14 protein-coding genes, 2 tRNA genes and 1 pseudogene are annotated in these 11,370 nt (G+C 41.5%); 10 read left to right on the plus strand and 7 right to left on the minus strand.

The features are described from left to right. The first annotated feature begins 85 nt into the window (after positions 1-85). From ACHLI0_RS05935 to ACHLI0_RS05960, 6 genes are all read left to right on the plus strand, one after another. Positions 86-1,087, plus strand: coding sequence for a 2-hydroxyacid dehydrogenase (locus ACHLI0_RS05935; RefSeq protein WP_008762152.1), 1,002 nt, complete (start codon positions 86-88; stop codon positions 1,085-1,087). 60 nt (positions 1,088-1,147) lie between these two features. Then, positions 1,148-1,852, plus strand: coding sequence for a pirin family protein (locus ACHLI0_RS05940; protein ID WP_055229339.1), 705 nt, complete (start codon positions 1,148-1,150; stop codon positions 1,850-1,852). Between the two features lie 34 nt (positions 1,853-1,886). Beyond that, complete coding sequence (gene pdxH, locus ACHLI0_RS05945) at positions 1,887-2,528, plus strand: pyridoxamine 5'-phosphate oxidase (RefSeq protein ID WP_414181981.1); 642 nt, start codon at positions 1,887-1,889, stop codon at positions 2,526-2,528. A 68-nt stretch (positions 2,529-2,596) separates the two neighbouring features. Then, positions 2,597-3,328 carry an MBL fold metallo-hydrolase gene (locus ACHLI0_RS05950; protein WP_414181982.1) on the plus strand — a complete coding sequence of 244 codons (732 nt, stop codon included), beginning with the start codon at positions 2,597-2,599 and terminating at the stop codon, positions 3,326-3,328. A 14-nt stretch (positions 3,329-3,342) separates the two neighbouring features. Then, the gene (locus ACHLI0_RS05955) at positions 3,343-4,476 is read left to right on the plus strand and encodes a DUF4468 domain-containing protein (protein WP_414181983.1); all 1,134 of its coding nucleotides are present in this window, start codon (positions 3,343-3,345) and stop codon (positions 4,474-4,476) included. 13 nt (positions 4,477-4,489) lie between these two features. Further along, positions 4,490-4,870, plus strand: a complete 381-nt coding sequence (locus ACHLI0_RS05960) for a VOC family protein (RefSeq protein WP_055221213.1) — start codon at positions 4,490-4,492, stop codon at positions 4,868-4,870. 59 nt (positions 4,871-4,929) lie between these two features. Here ACHLI0_RS05960 and ACHLI0_RS05965 read toward each other — a convergent pair whose 3' ends face one another. Further along, positions 4,930-5,382: a hypothetical protein gene (locus ACHLI0_RS05965; protein WP_008762147.1), complete on the minus strand. Its 453-nt coding sequence runs from the start codon at positions 5,380-5,382 to the stop codon at positions 4,930-4,932. After that, positions 5,383-5,568 carry a hypothetical protein gene (locus ACHLI0_RS05970; RefSeq protein ID WP_008762146.1) on the minus strand — a complete coding sequence of 62 codons (186 nt, stop codon included), beginning with the start codon at positions 5,566-5,568 and terminating at the stop codon, positions 5,383-5,385. It abuts the gene before it with no gap. A gap of 99 nt (positions 5,569-5,667) precedes the next feature. Here ACHLI0_RS05970 and ACHLI0_RS05975 point away from each other — a divergent pair, with 99 nt between their 5' ends. Continuing rightward, positions 5,668-6,399, plus strand: a complete 732-nt coding sequence (locus ACHLI0_RS05975) for a class I SAM-dependent methyltransferase (RefSeq protein ID WP_414181984.1) — start codon at positions 5,668-5,670, stop codon at positions 6,397-6,399. A 153-nt stretch (positions 6,400-6,552) separates the two neighbouring features. On the opposite strand, the gene ACHLI0_RS05980 is transcribed toward ACHLI0_RS05975, so the two are convergent. Beyond that, on the minus strand, positions 6,553-7,155 hold the full coding sequence (locus ACHLI0_RS05980) for a TlpA family protein disulfide reductase (RefSeq protein ID WP_234119406.1): 603 nt from the start codon (positions 7,153-7,155) through the stop codon (positions 6,553-6,555). 101 nt (positions 7,156-7,256) lie between these two features. On the opposite strand from ACHLI0_RS05980, the gene ACHLI0_RS05985 reads away from it, so the two are divergent. Next, positions 7,257-7,330, plus strand: a tRNA-Thr gene (locus ACHLI0_RS05985). A gap of 84 nt (positions 7,331-7,414) precedes the next feature. On the opposite strand, the pseudogene ACHLI0_RS05990 reads toward ACHLI0_RS05985, so the two are convergent. Continuing rightward, positions 7,415-7,645, minus strand: a pseudogene (locus tag ACHLI0_RS05990) (DMT family transporter); the annotation flags it as partial. Positions 7,646-7,939: 294 nt separating this feature from the next. Here ACHLI0_RS05990 and ACHLI0_RS05995 point away from each other — a divergent pair. Together ACHLI0_RS05995 and ACHLI0_RS06000 are read left to right on the plus strand one after the other, a co-directional pair. Then, a complete protein-coding gene (locus tag ACHLI0_RS05995; protein ID WP_008762142.1) occupies positions 7,940-8,674 on the plus strand; it encodes a hypothetical protein in 735 nt (244 codons plus the stop codon). Between the two features lie 184 nt (positions 8,675-8,858). Continuing rightward, positions 8,859-9,308 carry a hypothetical protein gene (locus ACHLI0_RS06000; RefSeq protein WP_413555531.1) on the plus strand — a complete coding sequence of 150 codons (450 nt, stop codon included), beginning with the start codon at positions 8,859-8,861 and terminating at the stop codon, positions 9,306-9,308. A 60-nt stretch (positions 9,309-9,368) separates the two neighbouring features. Here ACHLI0_RS06000 and ACHLI0_RS06005 read toward each other — a convergent pair whose 3' ends face one another. From ACHLI0_RS06005 to ACHLI0_RS06015, 3 genes are all read right to left on the minus strand, one after another. Beyond that, positions 9,369-10,121: a GNAT family N-acetyltransferase gene (locus tag ACHLI0_RS06005; protein WP_413555532.1), complete on the minus strand. Its 753-nt coding sequence runs from the start codon at positions 10,119-10,121 to the stop codon at positions 9,369-9,371. A 293-nt stretch (positions 10,122-10,414) separates the two neighbouring features. Then, entirely contained in the window at positions 10,415-11,155 is a 741-nt protein-coding gene (locus ACHLI0_RS06010; protein ID WP_225693667.1) for a Fic family protein, read from the minus strand. Between the two features lie 121 nt (positions 11,156-11,276). After that, a tRNA-Cys gene (locus ACHLI0_RS06015) sits at positions 11,277-11,348 on the minus strand. Positions 11,349-11,370 lie beyond the last annotated feature (22 nt).

Raw genomic sequence — 11,370 nt, forward strand, 5'->3', positions numbered from 1 at the left:
AACAATTCACATTCAGAACGGAGGTAAAGATAAACAAACCACCCTGTTTTTACGTTTATTAATAAGAATAAAAACAGAAAAGATTATGGCCTATACAATTGCATTTTTCGGAACAAAGCCTTATGACGAAGCTTCTTTCAACGATAAAAACAAAGAGTTCGGATTTGAATTCCGTTATTATAAAGGACATCTGAATAAGAATAACGTGCTATTGACGCAAGGAGTAGATGCAGTCTGTATCTTTGTCAACGATACGGCCGATGCAGAAGTCATTCATGCTATGGCAGCCAACGGAGTAAAACTGCTGGCACTCCGATGTGCAGGATTCAATAATGTAGACCTGAATGCTGCCGCCACTGCCGGAATCACCGTTGTACGTGTTCCTGCGTATTCGCCTTATGCCGTTGCCGAATATACCGTAGCACTCATGCTCTCTCTCAACCGAAAGATTCCGCGCGCTTCGTGGCGTACAAAAGACGGAAACTTTTCCCTTCACGGTCTGATGGGATTCGATATGCACGGCAAGACGGCAGGTATCATCGGTACAGGAAAAATCGCCAAAATTCTGATTCATATATTAAAGGGATTCGGAATGAATATACTGGCTTATGACCTCTACCCCGACTATAACTTCGCCCGGGAAGAACAAATCGTTTATACTTCTCTGGACGAGCTGTACCATAGTTCCGACATTATTTCCCTGCATTGCCCGCTTACCGAAGCCACCAAATATCTGATCAATGACTACTCCATCAGCAAAATGAAAGACGGAGTCATGATCATCAATACCGGTCGTGGACAATTGATTCACACCAATGCCCTGATCGAAGGCTTAAAAAACAAGAAAATCGGTTCTGCCGGATTGGATGTTTACGAGGAAGAAAGCGAATATTTCTACGAAGACCAGTCCGACCGCATCATTGACGATGATGTGCTTGCCCGTCTGCTCTCGTTCAATAATGTGATTGTCACTTCACATCAAGCCTTTTTCACCCGTGAAGCAATGGGAAATATCGCCATGACCACACTTCAGAATATCAAGGATTTCATCAACCACAAGCCTTTGCTAAATGAAGTGAAGAGATAGAACCTTTACCTAACTTCCCTTGTTACAGAAGTATATAATCAATTAGAAAAGGAGAAAATTATGAAGAAAGTAATACATAAAGCAGATACAAGAGGACATTCCCAATATGACTGGCTGGATAGTTACCATACCTTCAGTTTCGACGAATACTTCGATTCTGACCGTATCAACTTCGGTGCCCTCCGTGTATTGAATGACGACAAAGTCGCCCCCGGAGAAGGGTTCCAAACCCATCCGCATAAAAATATGGAGATTATCTCCATTCCATTGAAAGGACATCTGCAACATGGTGACAGCAAGAAAAACAGCCGTATCATCACTGTCGGAGAGATTCAGACGATGAGTGCCGGAACGGGTATTTTCCACAGTGAAGTGAATGCCAGCCCTGTAGAACCAGTAGAATTCCTGCAAATATGGATTATGCCGAGAGAACGGAATACACATCCTGTCTACAAGGATTTCAGCATCAAAGAGCTGGAACGACCGAACGAACTGGCAGTGATCGTATCGCCCGACGGCAGTACTCCCGCTTCACTTCTACAAGACACCTGGTTTTCTATCGGAAAGGTGGAAGCCGGAAAGAAACTTGGCTATCACTTGCACCAAAGCCATGGCGGCGTATACATTTTCCTGATTGAAGGTGAAATCGTAGTAGACGGCGAAGTACTGAAACGTCGCGATGGAATGGGTATCTACGATACGAAAAGTTTCGAACTCGAAACATTGAAGGACTCACATATCTTATTGATAGAAGTACCGATGTAGAAATTTGGAATTAGAAATCATGAATCTTGAATGAATGAAGAATATAGCTGATATCCGGCAAGAATATACCAAAAGCGGGTTAAGGGAAAGCGAACTTCCCTGCGACCCGCTTTCGCTTTTCAGCCGCTGGCTACAGGAAGCCATCGACGCAAACGTAGAAGAACCGACCGCCGTCATTGTAGGTACCGTATCCCCCGAAGGCAGACCTTCGACCCGTACCGTACTGCTGAAAGGACTGCATGACGGAAAGTTTATCTTCTACACCAATTATGAAAGCCGCAAAGGAAGGCAGCTGGCACAAAATCCATACATTTCACTTTCCTTTGTCTGGCATGAACTTGAAAGGCAAGTACACATCGAAGGTACTGCCGCGAAAGTTTCTCCGGAAGAATCGGACGAATATTTCCAGAAGCGCCCTTATAAAAGCCGCATCGGTGCACGTATCTCTCCACAAAGCCAGCCTATCGCAAGCCGGATGCAACTGATACGCGCTTTCGTCAAAGAAGCTGCCCGATGGCTGGGAAAAGAAGTGGAACGGCCCGACAACTGGGGCGGATATGCCGTCACTCCTACCCGGATGGAATTTTGGCAAGGACGTCCCAACCGGTTACATGATCGCTTCCTGTATACCCTAAAGACGGATGGAAAATGGGAAATCAATCGACTTTCTCCCTGATTTCACTGATTTTTCTTGCCAACTCCAACTAGAATACGTAATATTGCAACTATAAAAATAATCAGCTCATGACACTGGATTATATTTATCATAGCGGTTTTGCCATCGAAGCAGAAGGTGTGACCGTCATCATCGATTATTACAAAGATTCTTCGGAAACTGAACATAACCGGGGAATCGTACATGACTACCTCCTGCAAAGACCGGGTAAACTCTATGTATTGGCCACTCACTTTCACCCCGACCACTTCAACCGTGAAATACTGACGTGGAAAGAAGCACGTCCCGACATCCGGTACATTTTCTCCAAAGATATTCTGAAAAGCCATCGTGCAAAGCCCGAAGACGCTACTTATATAAAAAAAGGAGAAACCTACGAAGACGAGACGATCCGCATCGAAGCATTCGGCTCGACCGATGTCGGCAGTTCGTTCCTGATCCATCTGCAAGAATGGAACATCTTCCATGCAGGCGATCTGAACAACTGGCACTGGAGTGAAGAATCTACCGAAGCGGAGATACGAAAAGCCAACGGAGACTTCCTTGCAGAAGTTAAATATTTAAAAGAAAAAGCACCGAAGATGGATTTAGCGCTGTTCCCAGTGGACCGCAGGATGGGAAAAGATTATATGAAAGGTGCAAAACAGTTCATCGAACAAATAAAAACTACTATATTTGTACCCATGCACTTCAGTGAAGACTACGAAGGCGGAAATGCCCTCCGTGATTTTGCCGAAAATGCAGGATGCCGGTTTGTCAGCATCACCCACCGGGGCGAAAGTTTTGAAATAACCAAATAAACACAATAATAATTATGAATAAGTTAACAATCCTGTTTCTTACCATGCTTCTCACATGCCTGCCAATGGCAATGAGAGCCGAATCGCACAAAGAAAAAAGAGATGATACCAGATACCTTGCGGGAGCTGTTCCTGTAGTAGATGGTAAAGTAGTATTTTCCAAGGAATTCCAGATTCCCGGAATGAGTCAGAAGCAAATCTACGACACTGTCATGAAGTGGATGAACGAACGTCTGAAAGAAAACAATAATCCGGACAGCCGCGTCGTTTTCAGCGATGAAGCACAAGGAACCATCGCCGGTGTAGGTGAAGAATGGATCACATTTTACTCCAGTGCCCTATCATTGGACCGCACCTGGGTCAACTATCAGATCACTGTTACCTGCAAACCGGGCAGTTGCTTGGTAGAACTGGAAAAAATCCGTTTCACCTACCGCGAAACAGAAAAATACAAAGCAGAAGAATGGATCACAGATGAATATGCACTGAACAAAGCTAAAACCAAACTGGTACGCGGCTTAGCTAAATGGCGCAGAAAAACGGTAGACTTTGCCGATGACATCTTTATGGATGTAGCTGTAGCCTTCGGTGCTCCCGATACTCGTCCGAAGTCTGAGAAAAAGAAAAAAGAAGAAGAAGCACAGAAGCCGTCTATCGTTGCTGCTGCAGGTCCGCTGGTGATCGGTCAAGGCGGTAAAGTTACCACTGCAGAAGCAAATCAGACAACTACTCCTGCTGCTACTTTAACTCCTGCAACTCCTGTCGGCAAGGCTTCAGCAGATATGCCGGGATATACAGAAATCGATCTGAAACAGATTCCGGGTGATGTATACGCATTGATGGGCAATGGAAAACTGGTGATCTCTATCGGCAAGGATGAATTCAACATGACCAATATGACAGCCAACGCAGGCGGCGCACTGGGTTATCAAAACGGCAAGGCCGTAGCTTATTGCACACTTTCTGCCGATCAGCCCTACGATGCGATGGAAAAAGCAGATACTTATACGCTGAAACTATATGCTCCGAACCAAACGACTCCTTCGGCTGTTATCGAATGTAAGAAACTGCCTTCACAAACGACTCCGCAAGCCGGACAACCTCGTACGTATGTCGGAGAAATCGTGAAGCTATTGATGAAAAAATAACAAGATAGCAATCATGGAAATTAAAAGTAGATTTGATCACTTTAATATCAATGTAACGAATCTGGAGCGAAGCATTGCTTTTTATGAAAAAGCGCTTGGCTTAAAAGAACATAGTCGGAAGGAAGCTTCCGACGGTTCTTTCATCCTGGTCTACCTGACGGACAACGAAACCGGCTTCCTGCTGGAACTGACCTGGCTGAAAGATCATACCTCACCCTATGAACTGGGAGAAAACGAAAGTCATTTATGCTTTCGTGTAGCCGGCGATTATGATGCTGTACGGCAATACCACAAAGAAATGAATTGTGTCTGTTTTGAGAATACAGCCATGGGGCTTTATTTTATCAACGACCCGGATGACTACTGGATAGAGATACTTCCACAAAAGAAGTAACCTTATAAAAAGAAACGGGGCAGGATGATCATCCTGCCCCGTTTCTTTTTATAAGGTTGTTAGCTATTCATGACATAACACATCCCCAAAATGCTTGAAATAATGAAAAAACATCCGGGAATAAATAAACGAACAAACAATCTTGTCAATTGCATTTTTTGCTCGACAAACATTGCATCATTATCCAAGTTATACCAAACCGTAACTTTATCACCTATATGAAAATCTTTCGGGTAATATGAAAATTGTGTGATATCCTCCACAATAATATTGGGATTGATAGACCGACAGCATTTTTCACCCTCTCCTTCTAATGTAAATTCAACAGACGGGCGCATAAGAAGCTTTCCATCCTTCACATAAGTATCAACATCCACTACTATTCCATCTATCTTCTTAATGTATTTCGTTTCGACTCTCTTGATTAAAAGACAAAACATCCTCATCTTAATGATCAAACCAAGTCCATGGCCAGCCAGCAAAAGTGCTAGTATACAAACAATTGTTCCCATTTATTTTTTATGTCGGTTAGCTCTCTTTTTCCGAATATCCGCTTTCATCTTCGCGGCTCCGGAACCATGTTGTCCACGAATATAAGTCGCTTTCTTCGCTTTCGTCTTCACTTTCTCCTCTTCCTGGGGCTTATCTTTCTTACCTTTAAAGACGATTCCACCCATGATTGCATCTTCTATACTCATATATATTATATTGTTAGCATTCACATTTCTGATGCAAAGATAAGCCTTTTCTACGGAATTGTTTATCTTTGGCGGATAAAACAATACATAATCACCAAAATGGCAACAATAACCCTTTCCGCAGAAAAGGACCCGATGGGAGCTGCAATCTCCGATTATTTCAATCATCACAGAGCTGACCGCTTGCGAGTATTCTCTTCTCAATTCGAAGAAGATGAAATCCCCGTTAAGGAATTATTCCGAAGTATGCAGTCCATGCCAGTCCTCGAACGCACTGCTCTGCAAATGGCTACGGGAAGAATATTGGATGTAGGAGCCGGAAGCGGCTGCCACGCATTGGCACTTCAAGAAATGGGAAAAGAAGTTTGCGCCATTGACATCTCTCCGCTTTCCTACGAGGTAATGAAACAACGCGGCGTCAAGGATTCCCGACTCATCAATCTCTTTGACGAAACATTCACCGAAACATTCGATACGGTTCTGATGCTGATGAATGGTTCGGGCATCATAGGAACACTAAATAATATGCCTGCCTTTTTCCAACGGATGAAACGCATCCTACGCCCTGGCGGATGTATTCTGATGGATTCAAGTGATTTGCGCTATCTTTTCGAAGAAGAAGACGGCAGCATGCTTATCGACCTGGCAGGCGATTATTATGGGGAAGTGGATTTCCAGATGCAATACAAGGATGTAAAAGGAGATACATTCGACTGGCTATATATCGATTTTCAGACTCTTAGCCTATACGCCTCCGAATGTGGATTCAAAGCGGAATTAATCAAAGAAGGAAAACATTATGACTATCTGGCAAAGCTGAGCCTTGCCTGACAGCGTATTATTTTAATCAGAAAAAGCCCTATTCAGGATAGTGACACTATCACATCAGAATAGTGTAACCATACTAACGATACACCATCCCAGTATGATAGTGACACTATATTTATTGTGCCCGCATCCGGTTCAGAGACCGGCAATAAGCACTTATTTCAGCATTTCATTGATCTGCTGAACCAGTGAAGCAAACTCTTCTTCATTATACAGACGAGTCAGTTTTACAATCTTTCCTTCCCGGTCTATCAGCACATTCCGTGTGATTCCGGCATCACGCAATGCATATTTTGCAAAAATATCAGCTCCCGGATCCAGTCCCAGCGGGTAAGTCACTCCGGTAGACTTTGCGAAGGCAAGCACTTTTTCAAGCGGTTCGTCACGGTCTATTCCAATCAGTGCAAAGTCTGCATTATCCTTATGCTTCAGCCAAATGTCTTTTTCTATAAAAGGCATTTCCTTACGGCATACTCCGCACCAACTTGCTGTAAACTGCAACATGACAACCTTCCCACGAAGAGAAGACAAAGTCACTTGTTTACCATCCGTCAATGTAATCGTAAAATCAGGGGCCATCTCCCCTATTCTGACAATATATCCTGTACTATCAGCCTGTGCCGACGTCGCTTCAGCAGTCACTTTCACTGTGTCGGAAGCACTTTCAGTAGCTTCTGCTCCTTTCTTCTGGCCTGAACAAGCCAGTAAACTAACGGCTAATAAAGCCACACCACATACATTCATAATTTTCTTTTTCATCTTCTTGCAATCATTAGTGAGACTGCAAATATAAAAAAAATACACGATGTATTTGCATTTTTAAAATAAATTCGTACCTTTGCACCCGCAAAACAGAAAACGCCTCTTTAGCTCAGTTGGCCAGAGCACGTGATTTGTAATCTCGGGGTCGTTGGTTCGAATCCGACAAGAGGCTCTCCTTAAAATTCAAATGCCGCTATATGCGGCATTTTTTATATCCTTTTCATTCGATGTTCACGAAACACAACCATGCTTACCCCCTCAACAGGCTCAAAGCAAACACAACTGCCAAATCCTTTCTTTTCAACCGAAAGTCACAGCCGGAAAATAATCCGAATATGATTAACACTACCGAAGCTATCCCCCAACGATAAGAAAGTACTTCGAAAGCTGAAAAACCGATCAGCAATAAAATGATGAAAAAAAACGAAGCCAGTCCAAAAGTGAAAGAGGAAACCGACGCATATAGTATGCCTTTGATACGATTCATGAATATATTCGACTAAAATCCGATATTTATGACTGCAAAGATATAAATATAAATCCAAGAAGATACCAAACAGGAAGAATAATAGATTTGCAGATAAAAAACCTTCCATTTATTATTTGTTTTTAAATAAAAGAATGTATTTTTGAAATCACATATATAGCTAACATTATCATATATATTATTAAAATACTATATATCAATATTTTAATATTATATTTTATATATAAACAAATATCTTATAAAACAAACACTATTTCCAAGAAGCAATAAATAACCAATTAAAAAACAAAGATTATGGCATTATTTGTAAATCCCGGCAAAGATTGGGAAAAGAACATGAGTGAAGAAGACATCGCACAAATGGAATCACAAGGTTATGATGTAACAGAGCTACGCGCTAAGCGTGCAAAATCCGCAGAGGAAGAAGAAAAAGAGCGCCTCCGCGAAAAAGAAGAGCGGGAAAACTTCAAGAATCCAACTAACCTGAACAAACTCGCCCCTTACCTACAGACACCACGTGACATGAGCACTTCTTTTTTCAAAGCTATGGCAGGCAGCGCCCCCTGGCTATTCAAAGATCGTTGGAAAAGAAAATATACCGAGGCTCCTATTGTTTATGCCGCGGTAGTACAAGCTAATACCGCCCTATGGATGCCCGGTAATAACGACTATTATCCTGCCGTATTTGTTTTTGCACTTGATCAAAAACACATTCACGACACCGAATGGCTGAAACAAATAGCAGAAGAAATAAACGTATTGCAAGATGCTGACCAAATCCCCGGTGATTGCCGCAAACTAATACAGACGTTACGTGATGATACCAGCGAATTCTGCTTTCGCATCGGCAAAAGCGTATGTGGTGACGCCAACGCATGGTGTGCCACCTATAAATTCGACAAACAGACAGCACTGCCACGCAAGGCTTTACCATCCGATGGCATCGTCCCCTTTCTATTAAAGTCCGCTCCGGTAGAAAATCAATTTGTTGATTTCAAACTAATCCCGACTGAATTTTATATCGGCTAAAAAATAGATAAGCAGAAATAGGCAAACCGAAAGTAAACAATATTTTTCATCATTTATAATTATATCTCACATAAGGAATATGCATGCATACATTATCCAACAACTAATAAGAATTATATTGTTTATCACTATCGGTTTGCCCATAGGACTAAAAAGTTTTGCCCAAGAAACAAAACGTTTCTATATGGAACTGGACACTCCCCACAATGGAAGCAAAACAGGACAAGAGCTGGAATTAAAATACATCAGCACAGCCGACTTCGATTCTGTATCTCCACCCGACTTCGGAACGCTTATAGAAACAGTAAAAGGACCAACACCACACAAAGTCGGTCATACGGTAAGAAACGGCATATCGACAGATATCTACGAGCAGGGATTCAGCTACCGCATACATTTCAAGAAGTCAGAAAACACCAAACTACCTCTGGCATCCATCAAGGCAAACGGAAAGGAATACGAAACACCTCTGACCAATGTATGGGTACATCAGGCCGATACCAATATCGACAGTGTAAAATGCAGTATTCAGCTGGAGGATTCTTATCGCAAAGGAGTTTTTACTACTATCGGGATCTGTCTCTTAATCGCTTGGTTATTGATCCGCTTATCGTTTCAGAAACAGAAGAAATAAAGAGACAGGATAAAAAACAAAGAATAATCCTATCTCATTAATCCCGCATTATCTGCTTATTTATTTTTTAAGTATTCTCTTTAAATGTTCGACATCTAAAAGTAAATTCACTGTTTCAAAATTCCCTTTATAAAAAACGCCCCAATTATTAAAAACACAAGGCAGGTCTTTCGCTTTTTGGAGTGTATCCACTTGAATTAAAGATACAGGAACGCTATTTGTTTCACAATACAGTTTTATCATTTCAATTTTTTGATAGATATAAGGGCATTGCATATCATAATAAATAGTCAGATCTTTACTTTCAATTTTCATTTTTTTCGCGTTTTGCGCGAATTTCGGCGTTGTCCCGTCAAAAGAAAGTGCAAGCAGTTCATACCCATTATCAGTCGTATCAACAACTTCAAAACCAAATTTCTTCGCAAACGATTGGTCAGAAAGCCAGTTCTTCTGTTTCTTTGATCCAAGCATACAAACACCGGATTTGCCTTTTTCTTTGGCATCTGCCAGGCAATATTCCATCAAAGCTCTTCCATACCCGTTTCCTTTTGGACTTCCTAAAACCCATAAGCAATACAGATAATAATAGTTATCACCAATGATGGGAACCCAAGCTGTCTCAAGAGGCGCATACTCAATAAAAACCGTAGCTTTTGCATTTAACTTTCTAAAAACATGACCTTCATTTAGTCTGTCGGAAAGCCATTGCCGCTTCGCGTCAATACCTGCATGAGGCTTTTTACTGCGAATAATGCAGCATAGATGCTCATCACTGAGGTTTTCCTTTGTTAAGTTTACAAAATCTGTATTCATATACGCATTCGTTTTAAATTAGATGTCATCAATCAACCGATCTTAACGGTGCACTCCGTCATTTTGGCTGAATATTATAGCCCAGCCAAATCCAACCATTTGCATTATTATAACACCATTTAGCTATCGAAGTATTACCAATCAGCATTTGTATGCCATTGAGATCGAGACATTGATATTTATCAATAAACATTTAAATACGAACCATGAGCGATAATTAAAAAACTAACCCCTATATAGATATCCATTGATAATACTATCAATGGATGTAATGAGAGCGAGTAAGCAAAGAACTATTCTATCTCCTTGATTCGTTCAATCTGCCTATTCAGAAAATAATCAGTATATAGGCTGTAGTCTTCCATTTCGTAAAACGCTATCAGTCCTTTTCTGTAATTCAGAATATCCGAATCTTTGGCAGAATATACGGGAATGATGTCAGCATTCATCAAAGCAATACTTTCTATCATTCTTGCAGTCCGTTTGTTCCCGTCAATGAACGGTTGCAGACGAGCAAGATTACAATGCAAGTAGATAGCTTTCTCTAAAGGATTAGAATATTCGCCTTGCTGAAAAAGAATTTCATTTAGTTTGCTTACTATTTCTTGTTGATTCTTGGGTGGAGTATAATCCGTTCCGCTAATACGAACTGCCCGTGTCCGTAGCAACCCCGATTCTTCGTTAGATACCAACCCCGTAGAAATAGACTGATGTACTCTGAAAAGAGTGCGTTCGTCTATAATTTCTTGATTCTTTTCTTTATGGATATATTCTAATTCGGAAATAAAAGTATTGTAGAGGTTTTTAAGCATCTTGGCATCTTCGTATCGCTTTTCGGAAGTGATACCATCTTTCAGCAAGGCTTCGGTTTCAACGTAGGTATAAGTGTTCCCTTCTATCTTGCCCGAATAGTAGCACCAAACGACAGCCAAATCCTTTATTTCATTGGAATAAAGTTCAGACAACTTAGCCAAAGGGCTTTCCAAGATAAATGCAGCCTTCTTCTGTTGTTCTTCGTTGAATATCGGTTTCATACACCACGGACCTTTTAAGTTTAGCTATTGAATACTTCATCAGAGCAACCTGCACCCCAATTTAAGTACTTCAAAAATAAAAAAAAATCTCCGAACCTTTTATAGGTCCGGAGATTTCATGAGGTTCCTGGCGGATTCGAACCGCCGTACACGGTTTTGCAGACCGCTGACTAAGCCACTCATCCAAGGAACCATTTTTTCTCGTTTGCGGTTGC

The sequence above is a fragment of the Bacteroides sp. RCH18 genome (assembly GCF_058231005.1).

Coding starts and splice junctions, on each gene's coding strand:
- ACHLI0_RS06010 (WP_225693667.1), bottom strand. CDS start 11,155: ATGAAACCGATATTCAACGAAGAACAACAGAAGAAGGCTGCATTTATC.
- ACHLI0_RS05970 (WP_008762146.1), bottom strand. CDS start 5,568: ATGAGTATAGAAGATGCAATCATGGGTGGAATCGTCTTTAAAGGTAAG.
- pdxH (WP_414181981.1), top strand. CDS start 1,887: ATGAAGAATATAGCTGATATCCGGCAAGAATATACCAAAAGCGGGTTA.
- ACHLI0_RS05995 (WP_008762142.1), top strand. CDS start 7,940: ATGGCATTATTTGTAAATCCCGGCAAAGATTGGGAAAAGAACATGAGT.
- ACHLI0_RS05955 (WP_414181983.1), top strand. CDS start 3,343: ATGAATAAGTTAACAATCCTGTTTCTTACCATGCTTCTCACATGCCTG.
- ACHLI0_RS05940 (WP_055229339.1), top strand. CDS start 1,148: ATGAAGAAAGTAATACATAAAGCAGATACAAGAGGACATTCCCAATAT.
- ACHLI0_RS05950 (WP_414181982.1), top strand. CDS start 2,597: ATGACACTGGATTATATTTATCATAGCGGTTTTGCCATCGAAGCAGAA.
- ACHLI0_RS05975 (WP_414181984.1), top strand. CDS start 5,668: ATGGCAACAATAACCCTTTCCGCAGAAAAGGACCCGATGGGAGCTGCA.
- ACHLI0_RS06005 (WP_413555532.1), bottom strand. CDS start 10,121: ATGAATACAGATTTTGTAAACTTAACAAAGGAAAACCTCAGTGATGAG.
- ACHLI0_RS05965 (WP_008762147.1), bottom strand. CDS start 5,382: ATGGGAACAATTGTTTGTATACTAGCACTTTTGCTGGCTGGCCATGGA.
- ACHLI0_RS05935 (WP_008762152.1), top strand. CDS start 86: ATGGCCTATACAATTGCATTTTTCGGAACAAAGCCTTATGACGAAGCT.
- ACHLI0_RS06000 (WP_413555531.1), top strand. CDS start 8,859: ATGGAACTGGACACTCCCCACAATGGAAGCAAAACAGGACAAGAGCTG.
- ACHLI0_RS05960 (WP_055221213.1), top strand. CDS start 4,490: ATGGAAATTAAAAGTAGATTTGATCACTTTAATATCAATGTAACGAAT.
- ACHLI0_RS05980 (WP_234119406.1), bottom strand. CDS start 7,155: ATGAAAAAGAAAATTATGAATGTATGTGGTGTGGCTTTATTAGCCGTT.